At 57.8% G+C, this 21,334-nt stretch carries 18 protein-coding genes; 9 read left to right on the forward strand and 9 right to left on the reverse strand.

The features are described 5' to 3' along the window. Positions 1-388 precede the first annotated feature (388 nt). Positions 389-1,189 carry an SDR family oxidoreductase gene (locus tag AAA069_RS01625; RefSeq protein ID WP_006235414.1) on the reverse strand — a complete coding sequence of 267 codons (801 nt, stop codon included), beginning with the start codon at positions 1,187-1,189 and terminating at the stop codon, positions 389-391. A gap of 294 nt (positions 1,190-1,483) precedes the next feature. Between AAA069_RS01625 and AAA069_RS01630 the strand changes: the two genes are divergently transcribed. Further along, the gene (locus AAA069_RS01630) at positions 1,484-3,229 is read left to right on the forward strand and encodes a hypothetical protein (protein ID WP_349127396.1); all 1,746 of its coding nucleotides are present in this window, start codon (positions 1,484-1,486) and stop codon (positions 3,227-3,229) included. Positions 3,230-3,617: 388 nt separating this feature from the next. Here the strand turns inward: AAA069_RS01630 and queA are convergent, their stop codons facing one another. The 4 genes from queA to AAA069_RS01650 form a co-directional block, all read right to left on the reverse strand. Next, positions 3,618-4,829, reverse strand: a complete 1,212-nt coding sequence (gene queA, locus AAA069_RS01635; RefSeq protein ID WP_343000696.1) for a tRNA preQ1(34) S-adenosylmethionine ribosyltransferase-isomerase QueA — start codon at positions 4,827-4,829, stop codon at positions 3,618-3,620. A gap of 133 nt (positions 4,830-4,962) precedes the next feature. After that, positions 4,963-5,973 carry an ornithine carbamoyltransferase gene (gene argF / locus AAA069_RS01640; protein WP_055285784.1) on the reverse strand — a complete coding sequence of 337 codons (1,011 nt, stop codon included), beginning with the start codon at positions 5,971-5,973 and terminating at the stop codon, positions 4,963-4,965. 32 nt (positions 5,974-6,005) lie between these two features. Continuing rightward, the gene (locus AAA069_RS01645) at positions 6,006-7,250 is read right to left on the reverse strand and encodes an arginine deiminase (RefSeq protein ID WP_148332090.1); all 1,245 of its coding nucleotides are present in this window, start codon (positions 7,248-7,250) and stop codon (positions 6,006-6,008) included. A 28-nt stretch (positions 7,251-7,278) separates the two neighbouring features. After that, complete coding sequence (locus AAA069_RS01650) at positions 7,279-8,721, reverse strand: YfcC family protein (protein ID WP_035137320.1); 1,443 nt, start codon at positions 8,719-8,721, stop codon at positions 7,279-7,281. 253 nt (positions 8,722-8,974) lie between these two features. Here AAA069_RS01650 and AAA069_RS01655 point away from each other — a divergent pair, with 253 nt between their 5' ends. Beyond that, a complete protein-coding gene (locus tag AAA069_RS01655) occupies positions 8,975-10,225 on the forward strand; it encodes an arginine deiminase family protein (protein WP_035137321.1) in 1,251 nt (416 codons plus the stop codon). A gap of 2 nt (positions 10,226-10,227) precedes the next feature. Further along, positions 10,228-10,884 carry an XRE family transcriptional regulator gene (locus AAA069_RS01660; RefSeq protein WP_052044062.1) on the forward strand — a complete coding sequence of 219 codons (657 nt, stop codon included), beginning with the start codon at positions 10,228-10,230 and terminating at the stop codon, positions 10,882-10,884. A gap of 61 nt (positions 10,885-10,945) precedes the next feature. Here AAA069_RS01660 and AAA069_RS01665 read toward each other — a convergent pair whose 3' ends face one another. Continuing rightward, positions 10,946-11,521, reverse strand: a complete 576-nt coding sequence (locus AAA069_RS01665) for an epoxyqueuosine reductase QueH (RefSeq protein WP_347478869.1) — start codon at positions 11,519-11,521, stop codon at positions 10,946-10,948. A gap of 10 nt (positions 11,522-11,531) precedes the next feature. Further along, positions 11,532-12,098 carry a DUF3267 domain-containing protein gene (locus AAA069_RS01670; RefSeq protein ID WP_349127397.1) on the reverse strand — a complete coding sequence of 189 codons (567 nt, stop codon included), beginning with the start codon at positions 12,096-12,098 and terminating at the stop codon, positions 11,532-11,534. A 132-nt stretch (positions 12,099-12,230) separates the two neighbouring features. Between AAA069_RS01670 and AAA069_RS01675 the strand changes: the two genes are divergently transcribed. Both AAA069_RS01675 and AAA069_RS01680 read left to right on the forward strand, forming a co-directional pair. Then, positions 12,231-14,381, forward strand: coding sequence for a class I tRNA ligase family protein (locus tag AAA069_RS01675; protein WP_195234927.1), 2,151 nt, complete (start codon positions 12,231-12,233; stop codon positions 14,379-14,381). Between the two features lie 59 nt (positions 14,382-14,440). Continuing rightward, positions 14,441-15,544: an RsmB/NOP family class I SAM-dependent RNA methyltransferase gene (locus AAA069_RS01680; protein WP_349127398.1), complete on the forward strand. Its 1,104-nt coding sequence runs from the start codon at positions 14,441-14,443 to the stop codon at positions 15,542-15,544. A gap of 24 nt (positions 15,545-15,568) precedes the next feature. Here the strand turns inward: AAA069_RS01680 and AAA069_RS01685 are convergent, their stop codons facing one another. Then, entirely contained in the window at positions 15,569-15,739 is a 171-nt protein-coding gene (locus tag AAA069_RS01685) for a hypothetical protein (RefSeq protein WP_195234931.1), read from the reverse strand. Positions 15,740-15,931: 192 nt separating this feature from the next. Between AAA069_RS01685 and AAA069_RS01690 the strand changes: the two genes are divergently transcribed. Continuing rightward, on the forward strand, positions 15,932-17,023 hold the full coding sequence (locus tag AAA069_RS01690; protein ID WP_342996742.1) for a hypothetical protein: 1,092 nt from the start codon (positions 15,932-15,934) through the stop codon (positions 17,021-17,023). 81 nt (positions 17,024-17,104) lie between these two features. Here the strand turns inward: AAA069_RS01690 and AAA069_RS01695 are convergent, their stop codons facing one another. Continuing rightward, on the reverse strand, positions 17,105-17,995 hold the full coding sequence (locus AAA069_RS01695; RefSeq protein ID WP_055285769.1) for a DegV family protein: 891 nt from the start codon (positions 17,993-17,995) through the stop codon (positions 17,105-17,107). A gap of 320 nt (positions 17,996-18,315) precedes the next feature. Here AAA069_RS01695 and AAA069_RS01700 point away from each other — a divergent pair, with 320 nt between their 5' ends. The 3 genes from AAA069_RS01700 to AAA069_RS01710 all read left to right on the forward strand — a co-directional run bounded on the left by AAA069_RS01700 (position 18,316) and on the right by AAA069_RS01710 (position 21,333). Further along, positions 18,316-20,232, forward strand: coding sequence for a fructose-1,6-bisphosphatase (locus AAA069_RS01700; protein WP_349127399.1), 1,917 nt, complete (start codon positions 18,316-18,318; stop codon positions 20,230-20,232). A 78-nt stretch (positions 20,233-20,310) separates the two neighbouring features. After that, complete coding sequence (locus tag AAA069_RS01705; protein WP_022095122.1) at positions 20,311-20,706, forward strand: GtrA family protein; 396 nt, start codon at positions 20,311-20,313, stop codon at positions 20,704-20,706. Positions 20,707-20,925: 219 nt separating this feature from the next. Further along, positions 20,926-21,333: a GtrA family protein gene (locus AAA069_RS01710; RefSeq protein WP_022095123.1), complete on the forward strand. Its 408-nt coding sequence runs from the start codon at positions 20,926-20,928 to the stop codon at positions 21,331-21,333. The last annotated feature ends 1 nt before the right edge of the window (position 21,334 follow it).

The following is a 21,334-nucleotide window of genomic DNA, read 5'->3' on the forward strand; positions in this document are numbered from 1 at the left end:
GGGATACCCCCTATTTCGCTGTGCGCGCGGAGCCCTCCGCATGCGCCTCGACAGACTTGGGGAACCCCGCCGAAGGAATGGAGTGCGGGCCGACAGAACGGTATCCGCGGATATGAGACTGAGCCGAAGGCGTCGATGACATGCCGGGGGCGGACCGGGACGGGTTAACGGCAGGCCCCGCCGACCGATTGCAAGCGGTCGGCGGGGCCATTGTGGCTCTTGACAGCGGATTGGGTCATATGAGCGAAAGCTCGCCAGAGCGAGCAAGGTGACGTGAAACGAAAGGGCGCTGACCTTCTGGTCGCGCCCTTGAAGTTGAACGTCAGATTGCCGCTCTGGCGGGTTTGCAGCGTCAACTGGTTACGCGGTTCGTAGAACCGCGTAACTGTTAGGGCCGCTGACCCATGCCACCCTCGAGGGTGACGGTCTCACCGTTCATGTACTTAAAGTCGGGACCGCAGAGCTGAACGACCACACGGCCGATTTCCTTCTCGACGTCGCCGTAGTGACCCGCCGGCGGCATGTGGACGTTGGCCTTGAACGCCTCGGGATAGGCATCCTGGAAGTTCTCGAGCGCAGCGGTCCAAGCAAGCGGGCAAACGATATTGACGTTGATGCCGTCCTTGCCCCACTCGTTGGCGGCAACGCGGGTCAGGCCGCGGATGCCCTCCTTGGCGGCAGCATAGCTGCACTGGCCATAGTTGCCAAACAGGCCGGCGCCCGAGGCAAAGTTGACCACGGAGCCCTTGGTCTCCTTCAGGTGCGGATAGGCCTTCTGCATGTACAGATAGGTAGCATACAGACCGGAGTAAATGGCCAGGTTAAACTGGTCCATGGTGTGATCGGCGATGGTCACGCCCGAGGCGCTGGCCTGAGCATTGTTGACGACGGCGTCGATGCGGCCGAACTCCTCAATGGCCTTGTCGATGACGTTCTGGACGACGGCCTCGTTGTCCTGACCAGCCGAGACATCGGCCTGAACAGGCAGAACCTTGACGCCGTACTCGGCCTCGAGAGACTCCTTGGCGGCCTCGAGCTTGGCAACGTTGCGGCCGGTGATGACGAGGTTCGCGCCCTCCTTGGCAAATGCGATATCGATGCCGTAGCCGATGGAGCCAGCGGAACCGTCCTTGAGCGTGGCCTTGCCGCCGCCGGTGACGATCACGGTCTTACCAGTGAAAAGTCCCATACAAAGTCCTTTCAAATCGCGACGGGCACGCCCGCCGACTGCGCGTGTCCAACTTCACGCGCCAAAAGCTGAGATGCAACTTTAGCGTGTTCAAGCGAAAATAAAAGACCGCGGTAGGCGAACGGCACCACGTCGTTCGGCGAAGGGATTGTCAAGTGCAAACTGGATAAAGCGGCCGAGTTATTGTTATCAGATCGAGCCATCGAACACGTTTTGAAACTTTGCTGCGGCGCGCGGGATGTCGGCGCGAGACTTTATCATAGGGTGACAAACAACGATGAGGAGCACATGCCTATGACAGACGAGCTGGACCCCCAGACTCAACAGCATATTGATGATTCCGCAGACGTCACCGCAGATACTGACGCTGTGACCTGCGATGGTATCGACATCGACGACCCCATCTTGGACGAAAGCGCTACGGCGGAAACCCCCGAAACAGAAAACGCCGATGAGCAAAACGACGATGCGCCCGCTCAGGACGACGTCCCGCAAGCAGCGGGCCCCATCGAGGTGTCTTCGGAAGAAGAGCTCGATGCCGTCATGGACTCCATGATGGATGCTGTCAAAGCGATGAAAGACGCCGTCGCCGATGCCGATATTGATGCCGAGGAAGAGGAGGCCGCCGAGGCGGCCTCGACCTTTGTGCCCGGCGAGACTCCGGTTGCCGACCAGGGCAGCACCATGCCCTCGTTTCTGCAGCTCGAGCACCCCACGATTGGCGCCGATGCGGTCGATCCGCACGCAGCAGGCTTTTCTGTGGTCGAGGGCGGTACCGGCAATATCGCCGCGCCGCAGGCTGCCGATGCGGACGCTGCCGACACCGCTCGCCCGACCGCCCCGCACTCCCCCGCCGCGAGCCGCGATCTGGGGACCGCTGTCTCGAACACTGCGAACGCCGTGGGCACCTTTATCGCCCAGGGTGCCTCGGCCATGCGCGAGATGAACGCCGCGAAAAAGGCACTTGCCGATGCCCGCGCCCACCTGGCCGAACTTGAGCAGCGCATTGCCGATCAGGCCGAGGAACTCGAGACGCGCCAGGATATCGCAGGCCGCTACGAGCAGATCGTCGCCGACCAGCGTCAGGCGATCGCCACAGCGCAAAAGACCGCTGCGGCAGCCGAAATCGATCGCGATGTCCATGCTTCCAAAGTAGCAGAGCTCAAGGGTCAGCTCGAACAAATGAAGACAGAGGATGACGCGACCGAGCTCCGCCTGAAGGCCGCGCTCGATGCCGTGGAGGCCCGCGAGGCGAGCTCGCGCGAGACCGGCAACCGCCTCGTTCGCCGTCTTGAGGATTCCAAGCGCATCCGCGACAAGGTGCAGGCCGAGCGAGACGCCGGCATTGCCGCCGCACAACAAACCGTCGACGCCACGCGCGCCCAGCTCGAGACACTGCGTCATGAGTATGCCGAGCTGCAACGCAATCCCTCGGCAAATCCCGCCAACTATACGGTGCGCACTAGCGAGCTCTCGATGCAGATCTCCGACACGGCAGATGCCCTGCGTAAAGCCGAAGAAGATGTCCCGCGTATCACCGCCGACCTTGAACACTCGCTTGCCGCAGCCGAGCAGGCCGTCGAACAGGCGCAGGCCCCCATTGCCGAAGCCAAACGCGCGCACCAAGCCGTGACGGCAGAGGCCGATGCCGCGCGCGACGAGCTGCAGACCGCAAAAACCGCCGCTGCAACGCGCCAGCGCGAACTGCGCGAGAAGATCGCCGCCGAGGACAAGGCACGCCGCGACCAAGAGCAGAGCATCGCCAACGCCCAAGCAGATGCCGCACATGCGCAGTCGATCATCGAACAGGCGAACGAAGTACACGACCACCCAGAGATTACTGAGTCGCTTGCAGGGTCCTTGGCCCGAGACAAAGCCGAACACGCCGAGACCGAGCGCGAAGTCGCCCAGCTCGAGGCCACCGAGGACGCGGTGCGCGAGCGTACCCGCGACTCACGCATCAAATTCACCGGCGCCATCGTCTGCATCGTCGCCGCAATCCTGGTGATCATCCTAGTCTGGCTGTTCGCGAGCAAGTAAACCAGCTGCCAAAAAACGCTCAACGCAGTTGCGGTGAGATAGTTCCTGTTTAGCCCTCAAAAAGCCAATTTAAGAACTATCTCACCGCAACTTATTAGATTGATGCAAGGCAATCTATCCCTCTTGCACCAATCTCTTGACATAAGGAGTGTCCCCAGGTGCCGGCACAAAAGGAACGTCCCCAAGTGCCAAGTGCCCAATGACTACTCAACAACCACGGCAACACCGATGTAATGGCAGAGTCAGCGAGCGGGTCGCATTTGAGACAAGGTGACGTGAAACGAAAGGGCGCTGACCTTCTGGTCGCGCCCTTGAAGTTGAACGTCAGATTGTCCAAATGCGGCCCGCGCAGCGTCGACCGGTTACGGCGTTTGTAAAACGCCGTAACCTACAAGATGAGCATGGCGTCGCCAAAGCTGAAGAAGCGGTAGCGCTCCTCGATGGCGGCAGCGTAGGCATCCATGATCTGGTCGCGGGTGGCAAGCGCGCTCACAAGCATCATGAGTGTAGAGCGAGGCACGTGGAAGTTCGTGATCAACGCGTCGACCACGTGATAGGTCGAGCCGGGCATAAGGTAGAGCTGCGTTGTCGCGTTCTCGCGCACCACGATGTCGCCGCGGCCGAGCGTGTCGGCCCCGTCCTCGCGGCCCTCAAAATAGCGCGCCGTCACAGCCGGATCGGACACCGGCGCGTCCGCGTCAAACGCGCTCTCGAGCGAGCGCACTGCGGTAGTGCCGACGGCGATCACACGATGGCCCTCGGCCTTCGCCTTATGCACAGCGTCGACAACCTCCTGCGACACGTGGTAGCGCTCGGTGTGCATCACGTGCTGTGTAGGGTCGTCCTCCTCCACCAGACGGAAGGTATCGATACCCACCTCGAGCTCGACGGCGGCAAACTTCGCGCCCTTGGCCTCGATAGCGGCCATGAGCTCGGGAGTAAAGTGCAGACCCGCCGTAGGAGCGGCAGCCGAGTGCTCCTCCTTCATGGCGTAGACGGTCTGGTACTTCTCGGGATCGCCCTCGTAATCGGTAATGTAGGGCGGCAGCGGCACGTGGCCGGCAGCGTGGATGGCCTCGTCGAGCGTGCGCGGGTCGCCGGCGGCATTGCAACCGGCCGGCTCAAAGCGCACCAGACGGCCACCGCGGCTATCGGTAACAAAGTCGACGACCTCGGCCGTCAGCACCACGGGCGCGCCCTCGGGCGCATGGGCGCCGCCCGCACGATACTCAATCTGAGCACCGGGCTTCAGGCGCTTACCCGGCTTGACCAGGCACTCCCAGACATGGCCCAGCGGATCCACATCCTCGCGGCGCTTGAGCAGCAGCGTCTCGACCACGCCGCCCGAGCCGGCCTTGCGACCGATCAGGCGGGCCGGCATCACGCGCGTCTTGTTGATGACGAGCACGTCGCCCGGCTCGATATAGTCGATGATGTCGCGGAAGATGCGGTGCTCAACGGTACCGCCGTGCTCCAGCGGCGTTCCCGCCTGGGAGCCCTTGCGATCAACCACCAGCAGGCGGCAGGAGTCGCGCGGCTCGGCAGGAGCTTGGGCAATCAGTTCCTCGGGAAGGTTGTAGTCAAAATCATCGGTACGCATCTTTGCCTCTTTCACAAAGCGCGTCAGTCGAAAAAATCGACTGACGCGCGCATCATTCTCCCCTGTATCCTATCAGCTTGTTGAGAGAAATATAGTATGGAAACAGATTTGCGACTGTTTTCTCAACGCCCCGCTACTTAAGCGTTGCGTACATCACCGCCTTAATCGTATGCATGCGATTCTCCGCTTCTTGGAAAACACGAGACTTATCGGACTCAAAAACCTCGTCCGTGACTTCCATTTCGGTAACTCCAAACTTCTCAGCAATTTCGGCACCAACAGTAGTATTAGTATCGTGGAAGCTCGGAAGGCAGTGGAGGAAAATCGCCTCGGGCTTTGCCATAGACATCACCTCAGCGGTCACACGATACGGCGACATGAGCTTAATGCGGCTTTCCCACAGCTCTGCGGGCTGACCCATGCCAACCCAAACATCCGTGTAAATTACATCGGCATCACGAGCGCCTTCCTCAATATCCTCTGTAATGGTAATCGTCGATCCATGCTCGGCCGCAATACGACTACATTCTGCAAGGAGTTCAGGATCATAGGATGTAGCCCCCTCCGAATTTCCCCCGATTGGGCCGCAAGAACAGTAGTTAATGCCGAGCTTAGCGCAAATGACCATGAGCGAATCAGCGACGTTTCCGGCCGCCTTACCAAAAAATGTAAGTTTCCTGCCCTTAATCTCTCCAAACTCTTCACGCATGGTCAGAATATCGGCAAGCACTTGAGTCGGGTGAAATTCAGTAGTCAGCCCATTCCAAACGGGAACCCCAGCTTTTGCAGCAAGCTCCTCAACCTTCGCCTGTTCAAAGCCGCGGTATTCAATTCCGTCATACATGCGGCCAAGGACGCGAGCCGTGTCCTCAATCGACTCCTTTTTGCCCATCTGAGACGAGCCCGGATCCAAATAAGTTACACCCATGCCAAGGTCAAGTGCACCAACTTCGAAGGCGCAGCGAGTACGCGTGGAAGTCTTCTCAAATAGCAAAACAATATTCTTGCCTTCAAGGTATTTATGCGGAACACCGGCACGCTTCATGCTTTTGAAGTTAGCAGAAAGCTCAAGCAGATACTCAATCTCTTCCGTCGTGTAATCAAGCAGCTTCAGAAAACTGCGCCCAGCGATATTAACACCCATATTCGCCATCTCCCATCACAGTGGATTTGCAACTAAATATCTTCGCGCCAGAAGGGCATGCTCATGCAGCGCGGGCCACCACGACCGCGGGACAGTTCCTCGGAGGGAACGACCAAAAGTTCCAAACCGTTCTTGTAGAGCTCATCATTTGTGACAACATTGCGCTCGTAAACACAGACTTTACCAGGAGCAACGGCAAGAGTGTTCGACCCGTCGTTCCACTGCTCGCGGGATGCCTCAACCATATCGCCGGCACCGCACTCAATAAGCTGCACCTTCTCCACGCCAGTAGCCATTTCAAGAATATGTTCAAGCGTGTCATCAATCTCTTGAACAGCGACCATTCCCTCAGAGTCACCACGAGTCAGACGATAAACACGAAGGGTCTCAAAAATACCGGGATAAACTGTGAACTTATCGAAATCCACCATGGTGCAAACGGTGTCAAGATGCATGTAAGCATAGCCGTTGGGGATTTTAATAGCGTAAACGGTATCGATCTCAGAATTCCCAGATCCCCAGAACAAATTCTTTGCAAGCTCCTCAATCGCAGCCGCCTCAGTTCGCTGGCTAATTCCAATAGCCAAGGTATGAGCGTTAATGTTAAGCACATCACCGCCCTCGATATGCCAGGGATTCTTATGGTCGTACCAAATCGGAGTCCCTGCATAATCGGGATGGTATTTGAAAATCGCTTCGTAGAAGGGCACTTCACGATCTCGCTGTTTCCAATACATATGGTGAAGCAGAACGCCTTTGCCCACGGAAGCAAGAGGATCGCGAGAGAAATATGAACTCGGAAGAGGCTTCAACACCAAATCATCGGGCTTCGCATCCTCATTATCCATCATACTAAGCGTAGTCGAAACGCGAGGCAGCTCAAGGTCACGATAACGATACCCCCCCATAGCCTCAAGTACAAACTGATACGAATCTGAAATAGCGTCGAGCTTTTCACGAACAGCCTGCTCAAGCATAGGATTGACAATCCCGCTCTCAGCCATAAATGTATCGGTAAACTCAGCGCGAGCCGAGGGGCATGCATCCAGCGCTTCAGCAACGAGTTTCTCCATATAGAGAACCTCAACACCTTCGCTCCTCAGAAGATCCGCAAAGGCATCATGCTCCTTTTGAGCCACATCAAGATAGAAACAGTCGTGAATCCAGACATCATCGAACTCTTCTGCCTTTACGTTCACAAGGTCACGACCGGGGCGGTGAAGCACAACTTTCTTGAGCTTACCAATCTCGCTGTGTACATTCAGTCCTTTAGACATTCCTGTTACTCCATTTCAGCCATGAAACCTACAGGGCAATAAGTCCCGAGATTGCTACGAATACGATATTGATGAGCGACACGACCAAGAAGAATTTCCAAACGGTCTTCCACCACTGGCCAAGCTTGATCTTGCACACGCCCAAACCCGCTACAAGAATGGCGCTAGTAGGACAGATCAAAGACATCGTCGCGCTACCCATGGAGAGAGCCCACACGGCGGCCTCGGGATTAAGGCCCATGAGTTCGGTCAAAGGTCCAAAAATGGGAGCGGTCAGTGCTGCAAGGCCAGATGAGCTGGGAACCAGAATCGCCAGGAGGTTCTCAACCGCATAAAGAAGCGTAGTAAAGAGAACCGCCGGGATGCCGCCCAGACCAGTGGCGAGCGCATTGAGGATGGTATCGATGATCATGCCGTCAGAGGCAATGACAAGGATGCCACGCGCAAGTCCAACGACAATTGCCGAGAAAGCAAAGTCAGCGATACCCGCAACAAATTCCTGAGCGATGACGTCCTGACTAAAGCCCGCAATAACACCAGCCAACAGGCCCATGGCCAAAAAGACCGCAGAAATCTCGTTCATATACCAGCCCTGGGTCACAAGTCCCCAGATGATAAGGCACATACCAGCGATAAATACCGCAAGCACGCCTTTTTGACGACCCGTAAATTCCGCGTCAAGGGCAGATTCATCGGCAGCGAACTCGACTTTCTTGGCGATATCATCCTCAAATGTGATCGATGACTCAGGGTTCTTCTTTACCCTTCGTGCATAGAGGACAACCCAAGTAATTGCAACGGCAGTCAAAACAACCCAGGCAATCATACGCAGCCACAGCTGGGGGTTGCCCTGAATACCAAGAATACCTTGCGCAATGAGAACATTAAACGGATTAATCGTTGAGGCGATGTAACCCGTGCGCGCTCCAACGAACACGACCATGAACGCCGTCATCGAGTCGAAGCCCATAGCCATCATAATTGGCATGAAGATCGCAAAGAACGGGAGAGTTTCTTCCGCCATGCCAAAGCTCGTTCCGCCCAATGCAAAGAGAACCATCGCAATAGGAATAATTAGAATGTCTTTGTTCTTAAAGCGGCGAACGACACGACCCATTCCGCTCGTGATAGCGCCCGTTTTAGTAATAACCTGAAACGAACCGCCCACAATCAAGATGAATGCAACGACCTCAATTGCCTCTTGTATACCGCGCGTTGGAGCCTGAAGAACATCGAAGACGCCTTGTCTGAGATCTACTTCATCCCCGGTTTCCTCGTCAATATATGTCTTTTCACTCTGCTCATACGTACCTGCGACAGTGACTTCACGACCGTTCACCTCCTGACGCTGATAGGACCCAGAGGGAACAATCCACGTGAGAACAGCGAAGATGACCATAAGTGCAAAGATGATCGCATATACGTGCGGGACCTTGAACTGCTTGATGCCTTTCGAACTTTCCGCTGCCATATCTCCTCCTTCATTCCTTTTCCCATCTATCCAGCTGGCACCATAAATGTATGAGGTTGCTCAGCGGTGGTCGGCCAACCATCGCCATCGTGTCGCTTTTCACCTATGAACGGCAGCTAAAGTGACGTTATTAATCAATCTGATATTTAAAATTGATGTTATTTATCAATTACATACGTCTTTTAACTTTTCCGCAACACAACAAGGAACCTGCCTTAGCCTTATATAAAAACCAGCAGGACAGGAGACAGACATGCAAGGCGTACACATAACAAATGAAATCGGTCATTTAAAAGCCGTACTTGTCCATCGACCAGGAACTGAAACACAAAACTACCCTGATGCCGACTTCAGCCAAGTTTTCTCCCTGCGAAAATGGAGCGGTCGTTTTGACCTCGACAAAGCAATATATGAGCACGATTCCATGGTTCAATTGCTTGAGAAGCATGGCGTAGAAACCATTGAAATTAGGGACCTTCTCGAAGACTCACTTGAAACTGAGCCCCAATCACTTAAATGTTTTATTGATGACTACCTCCGTTGCAGTGGGGCAACAGGCAGAGAGTTCCTCGAGACAATAACCCAGCTGTTTGAGAACGCTAAGAACACCCAGGAATTGGTGAATATAGTACTTAACGGCATTCGCTTTGGAGACACTGAGCTATGTTCAAACCAGTCGGAAACACTACGGGCGCTCGTGCACGAGCAATTTGACCCCGCCTCGCTCTTGGTCAATCCCCTCAACACGCTTTTTTTCACTCGTGATCCTGCTGTGGTAGTCGGAGACGGCATCATCCTAAATCATATGTATTGGCCTGAGCGTGATCGTGAGGTCGCCTTATACCGGCAGATATTCACCCACCACAAGATCATGGGAGAAACCCCGGTATGTGATTTGAACAGGAGTAGTTACCATATCGAAGGCGGAGACATTCTTGTTATCAGTGCTAAGACATTATTAGTTGGAATCTCTGACCGAACTGAACCCGCCGCCGTCGAGTCACTTGCCAAAGAGCTCCTGACCTCAAATAAATTCCAGACTACCGAGCTAATTGCGATTCGAGTCCCCTCTGACGGGCTGCGTATCCACCTCGATACGTTCATAAGTAGAATTGATCACGACGCGTTCCTCATCGATCGTGAGATATGCAATGCCGTTGATGCATACAGCATTCAACTAAAACGATCCGGAAAGGGCCTTACGATCACTCCTATCGATCGCACGATTCCGGAAATACTCTCTGCAGCCTGTTGCGAACCAATAAAAGTAATTGACTGCGGAGGCGGGAATCAAACCGCCTACGAAAGAGAGCGCCGGAACAACGCAACGTCTATCCTTGCGCTCTCGCCAGGAAAACTATGCGTATATGAAGAAAACGTTTGGACCAACGAAGCGCTTGAGAAAGCAGGAATGGAATTATTCCCGTTATCCATTGACGAGCTCACCAAAGGCTATGGTGGCACAAACTGTCTATGCCTCCCTCTGTGGCGAGAGGATCTATAGCCATGGGCTTCGGGGCAAATATTCGTAAACTCCGCACCATGGAGCATCTTGGTCAGGCGCAACTTGCAGAGATGTTGGGGGTATCTAAAGAGACCGTTTGTCGTTGGGAAAAAAGTCGGTATGCCCCCCGTGAGCGCCATATTGAAAAGTTACAAGCGCTCTTCGGTTGCACCCGCGATGAACTTGTTGGCGAGGAAAACGGTTTGGCCGTAAAGCTCGCAAATAAAAGAATCGTCACCGACGAAGACCCTGCTATCCACGAAATGGAGGGCGCATTTCCCGTCATCGATATCGAATCGCAAAAGCGCCGCATCACGCACAGCCAACAAAATGCTTGCGCGCCTGTAGACGTAGCCAAGCGTCACCCACATAGCGTTTTCGTTAAAATCAAAGGTGACGAAATGTCCCGCATTTACCCTCCCGGCAGCTTACTACTTGTCGATACCACCGCAAAGCCTTGGAACGGCTGTGCTGTATTGGCGCTCGCAGACGGTAAAACACCGGTAATTAGGCGATTTGCAGAAGGAAACGACATGATTGTGCTGTCGTCCCATTCATATGCAACAGCAAGTCCGGATCTGATGTTTAACAAACGGAGGATTAGAATCATAGGAGTCGTCGTTTGGTATCAAGCGAGCCACGATCACACGCTTAATTAAATCGACTTTCCCAAAAACGACCGTACCGCACAGACAGCTCAAAGCCCCAGCCCAAAATGAACTACTTTTTGGACGCTTTGCGCTCGTCGCGGATGCGGGCGCGGTCCATGGCCGCCTCGGCAGCCGAGAAGCGGCAACCACAGTAGTTCTGCCGATACATGCCCAGCTCGCGCGAACGGCGTGTCGCCTCGGGGTAATACGGACGAAAATCGCGAATCACCGGAGTGAGACCGCGGGCGGCAGCCAGACGCTCCAACACATCATTGCAGGTTTCGAACAACTGATACGGCGAGACGGCGAGCGTCGTACCCACAAACTCAAACCCACATTCCCGGGCCACACGGCACGCCTCGGCCAAGCGCAGGGCATAGCACGCACGACAGCGACGGGGCCGATCGGCACCCAGCGGTGCCACGCCGGCCTCCCAGCGCTCACGGTCCTCCCCCGCCTCGATAAGCTCGATGTCGCCTTCGGCACACCACCGGCGCAGCTCGTCCAGGCGACGCTGCCATTCATCGTGCGGCTGAATATTGGGGTTGGTCCAGCAAATCGTGGGCTCAAACCCCTCCTCGCGCAGCAGGCGGACCGGCTCAAGCGAGCATGGTGCACAGCACGCATGCAGCAACAACGACTTCATCGACATCTCCTCACCCAAAAAAGCGCACGCCAAAGGACGTATCCTCGCAGGCGACAATGCGGCGGTCGCGCAGGATCGTCCGCACGTAGTACCAGTCGCCCACGCAGCCCGAAAGGTGCAAACCAGCCGCCAGATAGCACAGCAGCGGATAGCCCGAAAACGCAAACCCCAGGGCAAACGCTGTCGTCACAACAACCGTCGGCGCCAGGCAAACTGCCACGTACCGCCGGCGCGAATACACAATCCCCTCGGCGCAGGCATAGATCATCGCCGTCTCGCGATTCGCCCCAAAGGTCACCTTCGCGCCCGCAGGCGCCAGCAGCTTAAAAAACACACCGTGCACCAGCTCGTGCACGGCAAATGACGCCGCAGAAACCGCAGCCAAGCCGACTATCCAGCCCACGACAGCCATCCAGCCGCCCGCGTCAGCCGCATCCAAGTCTGCAGGCCCGCCCAGCAGCATAAACACCGGTACCAAGCACACGGCAAACACGCCGACGACGACCATCCCCCACACGAAGCAAGCGTGCAGAAATTCCTCGTCCTCAAACGCATGTATGTTGGAAATCTCATTCATAGCATCTTAGGATAGCGCCCCTGCCACGTACCCGTCCGCATGTGCGATAATGTCGAACGATATGCACGAATTGACCACCGCGTCGCCAGGCCTTGCGCCCGGCCGCGCTCTCACCATATGCGAAGGAGTCCCATGGCATCCAAATACTCCATGAACGACCGTCCCAGCTGGCCTCGCCGCGCCATCGTTACCGCCGGCGAGCCCTATGGCAACAAGGGCCTTCACTTTGGCCACGTTGGCGGCGTCTTTGTCCCGGCCGACTTCTTCGCCCGCTTCCTGCGCGACCGTCTGGGCCGCGAGAACGTCATCTTCACCTCGGGCACCGACTGCTATGGCTCGCCCATCATGGAGAGTTACCGCAAGCTCAAGGAGAACGAAGGCTACGATAAGTCCATCAGCGAGTATGTCGAGTCCAATCACTCCCGCCAGGCCGCGACCCTCAACAACTACAACATCAGCTGTGACATCTACGGCGGCTCGGGCCTTGAGCCGGCTGCGCAGATTCACAACGAGGTGACCGCCGAGATTATCAAGCGCCTGCACGAGCAGGGCACCATCTCCAAGCGCTCCACGCTGCAGTTCTACGATGCCAAGGCCGGCACGTTCCTCAACGGCCGTCAGGTGATCGGCCGCTGCCCCATCCAGGGCTGCAAGTCTGAGAAGGCTTATGCCGACGAGTGCGACCTGGGCCACCAGTTTGAGCCCGAGGAGCTCATCGCGCCCAAAAGCCAGCTCACCGGCGAGGTGCCCGAGCTGCGCCCGGTCGACAACCTCTACTTCGACCTGCCGGCCTACCTCGACTTTATGAAAACCTATACCGCCAAGCTCGCCCAGAACCCGCAGGTTCGCTCCGTGGTCTCCAAGACCATGGAAGAGTGGCTGCTGCCGGCTCAGCTCTACATCCAGAACAAGTTCCGCGAGGCCTTCGATGCCGTCGAGGATCAGCTTCCCGAGCACACCGTGCTGGAGCCCGAGGGCAACAAGAGCAGCTTTACCGTCACCTTCCCCAGCTGGAAGGAGCGCGACGATGCCCACGCGGTGCTCGCCAACGGCGGCGTGCGCTTCCGCAGCGGCAAGGCGCTCGTACCCTTCCGCATCACCGGCAACATCGACTGGGGCGTTCCGGTGCCCGAGGTCGATGGCGTCTCCGACGTCACCTGCTGGTGCTGGCCCGAGAGCCTGTGGGCTCCCATCAGCTATACGCGCACCGTGCTCGCACGCGATGCCAAGGCCGCCGGCGTGACCGAGGGCGTCGCCGCCCAGGATGCCGCCCTCATGGGCGAGCCCGCCGCCGATTCCACGCAGGTCCCCGCGCCCACCTACCAGCACAGCTCGCTCGACTGGCGCGACTGGTGGTGCTCGGATGACGCACAGATCTACCAGTTCATTGGCCAGGACAACATCTACTTCTATTGCATCGCGCAGACCGCCATGTGGGAGGCCCTGGGTTGGAACCTCACGCAGAGCACCGTCAGCGCCTGCTACCACCTGCTCTACATGGGCAAAAAGGCAAGCTCGTCCTCGCAGACGCCTCCCCCGCCGGCAGACGACCTGCTCAACCACTACACCTGCGAGCAGATGCGCGCGCACTGGCTGTCGCTCGGCCTGTCCGAGAAGCCGGTGAGCTTTAGCCCCAAGGCATACGACACCCGCGTGACCAGCAAGGACAAGGACGGCAACGAGGTGCACGCCTGCGACGACAAGCGCGTCATCGATCCGGCCCTTAAGGAAAGCGCCCTTTTGACCGGCGTCTTCAACCGCCTGGCCCGCAGCTGCTTCTACGGCGTCGCCGTCAAGGAGGGCGACGAGAGCCCCTATCGCAACGGTTGCATCCCCGCCGGCGCCGCCTCGGCCACCGTGGTGGAGGCCGCCGAGCAGGCCGCCCTCGCGTTTGAGCAGGCCATGTACAAGTTCGAGACGCACCGCGCGCTCGCTGTGTGCGACGACTACCTGCGCGCCGCCAACAAGCGCTGGAGCGACGCCTCCAAGGCTGCCAACAAGCTTGAGGGCGAGCAAGCCAATACCGCGATGACGCAGGCCCTCGTCGACGCCTTCACCGAGCTGCGCGTGGCGACCGTGCTCATGCACGGCATCGTGCCGGCCGGCTGCGAGCTCATCTGCGAGTACTTCGACGTTGACCCGGTCGCCTTCTTTAGCTGGGATAACATCTTCGCCTCCACGGATGAGTTTGTGGAGAGCTTGGGCGAGAAGCCCGGCGAGCACCGAGTGAAGCCGCTGCCCCCGCGCTTCGACTTCTTTAGCAAGCACGAGAGCCAGTACTAAAGCACGCCAGCAACGGCGTACCCGGAAAGTAGTCAATTTGGGACGGGAAGGAAAAACGGATGTCCAAGCCGCGTCGTCGTAAGCAGAAAAAGCAGGTTAAGCCCGAGCTCAAGCTTAGGCAGTTTGCCTCCACCGAGCTTTCCGACCAGCTTGCCGCCCAACACTCCGCCGCCGACCTGCCGCGCTTTATGGTCGACACGGTCGCCGGCGCCTATGCGCCCGCCGATGCCGAGCTCATGATCGAGGGCTTCGGCGCCGCGGCCACACGCCCGGTCACGCTGCGCGCCAATACGCTCAAGGCGACCGCCGAGGACATCGCTGCGGCGCTCGATGCCGCCGGAATCGCCCACAACCCCGTCGCCTGGTACCCAGACGCCTTTATCCTGCCCGAGGCCCAGGTTTCTGATCTGTGGGACCTCGACATCTACCGCGACGGCAAGATCTACTTGCAAAGTCTGTCGTCCATGATGCCGCCGTTGGTCCTGGGCGCTCAGGCCGGCGAGGACATCCTCGACATGTGCGCAGCCCCTGGCGGCAAGACAACGCAGATCGCCGCCCTCACCCAGGGCCAGGCACACCTCACGGCCTGCGAGATGAGCATTCCCCGCGCCGAAAAGCTCGAGTCAAACCTCCATCGCCAGGGTGCCAAAAACGTGCCCGTCATGCGCATCGACGCACGCGAGCTCGACGAGTTCTTCCGCTTCGACCGCATCCTGCTCGACGCTCCCTGCACCGGCACGGGCACCGTCATCAGCGGCAACGAGAAAAGCCTGCGCGGCCTCACCGAGCAGTTGCTGAGCAAGTGCGCCCGATCGCAGCGAGCACTTCTGGATCGCGCCATGGGGGCCCTCAAACCGAGCGGCACGCTCGTCTATTCGACATGTTCGATCTTGCCGCAGGAAAACGAGGATGCCCTGCAAGAGGCCCTCGACAAGCACATGGACTGCGAGCTCATCCCCCTCGACAGCACGCCGAGTGAAAGCGAAGCACGCCGCGCCCGCGAAGCCGGTGAGGAACCGCGCATCGAGTGCAACGCCCTTACCGAGGCCATTGCCGCGGGCCACGTCTCGGCCATTGCCAACGGCATGCCCGGCACGCTGACCATTCCGCCCAGTCGCGACTTTGAGGGCTTCTATATCGCCCTGGTCCGAAAACGCAGCTAGCGCACGGATTCAAAACTCAACAAACTATCTCCGTGCGCGCTTGTCCTGCTGGTCACGGCACTGCTTAAGTGCCTCGCGCTCCTTGCGCTCGGCCTTTTTGCCCTTAATGGCCGTGACCGCAAAGTAGATGACCGCGGCGGCAACGATTGCGCCCACGCATAGGCCAATCGAGCCTAACATTGCCGAGAATTCCATACCGCGTCACCTCTCTTTTGTATACGGGACATTCAAGATAGCACCTCGATTCCCGCCACCACAGCTCCTTCACGTTCGCCAGCCCTTCAGTCTAACGGATGGCGCGGCGGGGAAAAATCAACTCGTCAAACGATTTAGCAATCGTAGCGCCGGTCGCACGCTGACGGGCGCACAACATAGAAACGGACCGCCATGGATTCTCTCAACGATTTGAACGAGCGCGTCGACGCCTTTGTCGGCACCAGCTCCTTCGATACGCCCGCCGCGACCGACGATCAAGCCCCCATCGATGTGCCCGCCGAGGTTCACGAAGACGTCGTCGCCTCGGTCGACTTCTCCGAGGTTGAGCTTGCAGACGAATTTACCGAGCCCCAGGTGGCCGTAACCCCCAACGGCCTTTTGCCCATGGAGCCGCTGCCCATCGACGGACGCCTGCGCAAGGCGGCCCTCCGTATGCCCGATGAGATCGAGGAGGCCAGCGGCTTTACGCTCTTTGGCCGCCGCATCAAATCGCTCATCTACACCACCGACGTGGCGGTCATCCGCAACTCCAATGCCGACGCCGTGTTTGCCGTCTACCCCTTCACGCCGCAGCCCGCCATTACGCAGGCGCTGCTGACCGTTGCCGAGTGCCCGGTCTTTGTGGGCGTTGGCGGCGGCACCACCACCGGTAAGCGCTCCGTGCAGATGGCGGCCGTTTCCGAGATGCAAGGCGCGGCGGGCTGCGTGGTCAACTCCCCCGCTACTGCCGAAATGGTCGAGCACATCACCAACATCGCCGACATCCCCGTCATCGCCACGGTCGTTCGCTGCGACGACGATGCTCACGCCAAGGTGCGCGCCGGAGCCAAGATTCTCAACATCGCCGCCGGCAAGAACACGCCCCAGGTCCTACGCGAGCTGCGCGAGCACTATCCCAACCTGCCGCTTATCGCGCCGGGCGGCAAGACGCCCGAGAGCATTCGCGAGACCATCGCCGCCGGCGCCAACGCCATCATCTGGACACCGCCTTCGGCCCAGCAGCTACAGACCGACATGATGCAGCGTTATCGCAAGATGAAGGAAGACGCCACACCTGTCATCTCGCGCGACAACGTGCCCATTATCGACCAGGTCGCCGCCGCCGAGGTCAGCCAAGTCGAGAACATGAATCCCGATGTGCCGATTCCCGACGAAGTCATCGAGCGCGTCGCTTCGATCCACGAGCGCGTCGAGGAGCATCGCGCCAACCGCGGCCTCAAGCCGTCACTGCACGGCTTTTTCTTCCGCGGAAAGAAACGCTAGCCGCAACAGCAAGGCCCGCCCCACAAACGTGAGGCGGGCCGTTTTCGTTTGAGCAATCATGCAGCGACGTGATGGGGCAAATTAATCCACGCGCTTGTCGCCCATAAAGAAGAGCGCCACCGTACCAGGTCCGGTATGCGAGCCAATCAGAGTACCGATGTCATTGATCTCAATCTTGCCTTTAAGCTGCGGAACCTGTTCCTCAATCAGTGCCGCGACCGCCTCAGCATCCTCGCGGCACGCCGACTGCGACATGATGCACTTACCCGAATAATCTGCACCGTCCTGTACGTGTGCCATCATGGTCTTAGCCATCTCGGAAATCGCGCGCTTCTTAGTGCGAATCTTCTCACGTGGCGACAGCTTACCTTCGCAATCGACCGTCATAAGCGGGCAAATCTTAAGCGCCGTGCCGATGATCGCGCTCGCGGCCGAAATGCGACCGCCGCGCAGGTAGCTCGACAGATCGGTCGAGAAGAACCAGTGGTGCAGGTTGAGCTTGTGCTCCTCGATCCAGGCAGCCGTCTCGTCGAGTGAAGCCCCGCTATCGCGCACATCGGCGGCATATTCCAACAACAGGCCAAAGCCCGAAGACGCCGCCAGCGAATCGATGACGCGCACCTTGCCGCCCTCGGGATAGCGATCCGCAAGCATCTGCGCCGCGACGCAGGCCGATCCATACGTGCCCGAAATACCCGACGACAACGTCAGGTGCAGCACGTCTTTACCCTCGGCAACAAACGGCTCCCAAAACTCCTCGTACTCACCCACGCTCACCTGAGACGTCTTGGGCATGGCGCCCGCGGCAATCTGGGCAAAAAACTCGTCCGGCGTAATCGACTGATACAGATCGTCCGTATAGACAACATCGTCGATCTCGTAATGAAAACACACGACAGGGATATTGCGCGACGCAAAGAACTCACGGGTTCGATCGGCGGCGGATTCACAGGTCAGGACAAAATCACTCATATGAGGCTCCTTACTCATTGCTGCGCAAATTATCGCACAGTGAGCCTACATGCGGTACATATGTCCACTATTTACCAAATCGAACCAAAAATAGTGAACATCTTTACCACCATCGTCTCCACCGGCCCCACGCATAAATATCTGAGAAAACACCCTCTGTCGTCTCCACCCAACCGCCATATCTACCTCAACTAAATCGATTTACCAAACCGTTCAGCCGACAATTCAGCCGCTGGCGCAAAATCGAAACAAAAGCGGCGCATACTGATAAACGTTTGACGTTGTTTATCAGTTTTACCAACCATATCGGAAGGTGTTTCATGGTCGCATTCGATCGCAACCCGCAAGACTTCAAGTATCTGCGTCTGCTGTCGAGACAATTTCCCACCGAGCAATCCGCGTTTACCGAGATCATCAATCTCTCGGCCATTCTCAACCTGCCCAAAGGCACTGAGCATTTTATGAGTGACGTGCACGGCGAATACGAAGCCTTTATGCACATCCTCAACAACTGCTCGGGCGTCGTGCGCGAGCATGTCGACGAGATCTTTGGCGACACGCTCTCCTTTGACGAAAAGGGCGAGCTGTGCACGCTCATCTACTACCCGCGCGAGAAGATCGACCTGGTCCGCAGCCGGCGCGAGGACTCGCCAGCCTGGTACAAGACGATGCTTGACCAGCTCATCATGGTCGCTCGCTCACTTTCAAGCCGCTACACGCGCTCCAAGGTGCGTAAGGCCATCCCGCGCGACTACGCCTACATCATCGACGAGTTGTTGCACACGCACCCGGACGAGAACAACTATCGCGTGCGCTATCACGAGCGCATCGTGGAGTCCATCCTGGAGACCGCCAGCGCCGACGACTTTATCGAGTCGCTCGCCTCGCTCATCAAGCGCCTGGCCGTCGACCACCTGCACCTGGTGGGCGACATCTTCGACCGCGGCGGCGGCGCGGCCAAGATTATGGACCGACTGCTCACCTACCATTCACTCGACATCCAGTGGGGCAACCACGACCTGCTGTGGATGGGCGCTGCAGCCGGTGAGCCCGCCTGCATCGCCACGGTGCTGCGCAACAACCTGCGCTACGACAACTACGAGATCCTGGAGAACGACTACGGCATCTCGCTGCGTGAGCTTGTCGCCTTTGCCGATGCCACCTACACCGCCGGTGAGTCCATCACCCCGCTGATCAAGGCCATAAACGTGCTGCTCTTTAAGCTCGAGGGCCAGATTATCCAGCGCCACCCCGAGTTCGATATGACCGACCGCCTGTTACTCGACAAGATCGACCACGACACCGGCACAGTCACGCTCGCCGACGGCAGCGTGTGGCCGCTCACGACCAACGACTTCCCCACCGTCGACCCGGCGGACCCCTACACGCTCACGTCTCAGGAGCAGCACATCATCGACAAGCTCGTGTCAGAGTTTGTCACCGCCGATCACCTGCATCGCCATATCGATTTCCTCTATTCCCACGGCTCGATGTACAAGGTCGCCAACGGCAACCTGCTGTTCCATGGCTGCGTTCCGCTCAACGAAGACGGCACCTTTAGCAGCATGAACTGTCTGGGCACCTGGCACGCTGGCCGCGATTATCTCGATTTTTGCGACCACATCGCCCGCCGCGCCTGGCGCGTGGGCGACTGCGACGCCCTCGACTGGATGTGGTACCTGTGGATTGGCTTCAATTCACCCGCCAGCGGACGCTTAGTGCGTACCTTTGAGCGCGCCTATATCGCCGATAGGAGCACCTGGGTCGAGCCGATGGACCCGTACTTTACGCTTACCAAGTCGCCCTCGGTCTGCGATGACATCATGCGCGAGTTTGGCGTCGCGCCCATGGCATGTTCGCCGACCGGACACATCATCAACGGCCACACGCCCGTTAAAACCACCAAGGGTGAGCAGCCCATCCGCGCCGAGGGCAAGCTGCTGGTCATCGATGGCGGCTTCTGCCGCGCTTACCATCCCAAGACGGGTATCGCCGGCTATACGCTCATCTCGAGCTCGCGCGGCTGCCGCCTCAAGTCGCACCGGGCCTTTACGACGGTTGCCGAGGCACTTACGCGCAACGTGGACATCGAAAGCGAGACCAACCGTTTTGACCAAGCGGACCGTCGCCGCATGGTGAGCGACACCGATACTGGCGCCAAGATCCGCAGCCAAATCCAAGACCTGCGTCAGCTGCTCGATGCATATAGAAACGGTACTATCGAGGAGCGCGCCTAGCACCACCCGCGGGGATTGGCTAAACTTGCTGAGTTTATCATCCCCACGGCGTCCCCGCGCCACCCTAAGGCAGGTACCATGCAAAAGCTCCTTGCGCAGATCATGAAATTTGGCGTCGTCGGTGTCATTGCCACGGTTATCGACTTTGGCATTATGAATCTGCTCCACTACGGTCTCGGCCTCAACATCCTGATCGCCAACACCAGCGGCTTTATCATCTCACTCATCTTTAACTACCTCGCAAGCATGAAGTACGTGTTTGCGCACAAGGAAGGCATGAGCCGCCGCCGCGAGTTCATCATCTTTGTCGTGCTGTCCGTGATCGGTTTGGTGCTCAACGACGGCATCGTGCTGGCGCTCAACGCCGGTCTGGGGCTCGAGGCCAATATCGCCAAGATCTGCGCCACCGCGCTTGTCATGGTCTACAACTTTGTGACCCGAAAGATCTTCCTGGAGGGCGACGAGACCAAGTAGCTCGACACCCCCGCAGCATTACGGTGCCCACGGACGACACGCACTCAGCGCAGTATCGTCCGTGGGCGCCGCTCGTTTACGGGCAAATTTTCAACGTTTACGGATTAGCTCTTGAAAATTTGACGAGTTCGTATAGTTCTTGGCAAAGACCTTACGTTTCCCTTGCAAAAGATCTAAAGTATCCCCTGCTCGATTCATCAACGCATTGGATGTGATTACGTGCGCAAGGCGCTGGCACAACCTCATACCAAGCAGTTCCTCAAGTTTGCTGTCGTGGGTCTTATCTCCTTTGGCATCGACTGGGGCATGCTCATTGCGCTCGTCGAGCTGTTTCACCTCGACTTTTTGATGAGCACCACGGTTTCGTTTATCACGTCCGTCGTGGTCAACTACTGGCTCAGCATGAAGTACGTGTTCGACCACCGCGAAGGCATGAGCCGCAAGCGCGAGTTCACGATCTTCACCATCCTGTCGGTGATCGGCCTGGGCCTCAACGACCTGTACATGTTTGTGGGCGTCACGTTTTTGAGCATCGGCTACCAGGCCATGAAGGCCATCGCCACGTTCCTTGTCACCTGGTACAACTACTTCAGTCGCCGCTTCTTCCTCGAGGGCGCACGGTCGTAGT

The sequence above is a fragment of the Collinsella sp. CLA-SR-H006 genome, assembly GCF_040097075.1.
Lineage (GTDB): Bacteria > Actinomycetota > Coriobacteriia > Coriobacteriales > Coriobacteriaceae > Collinsella.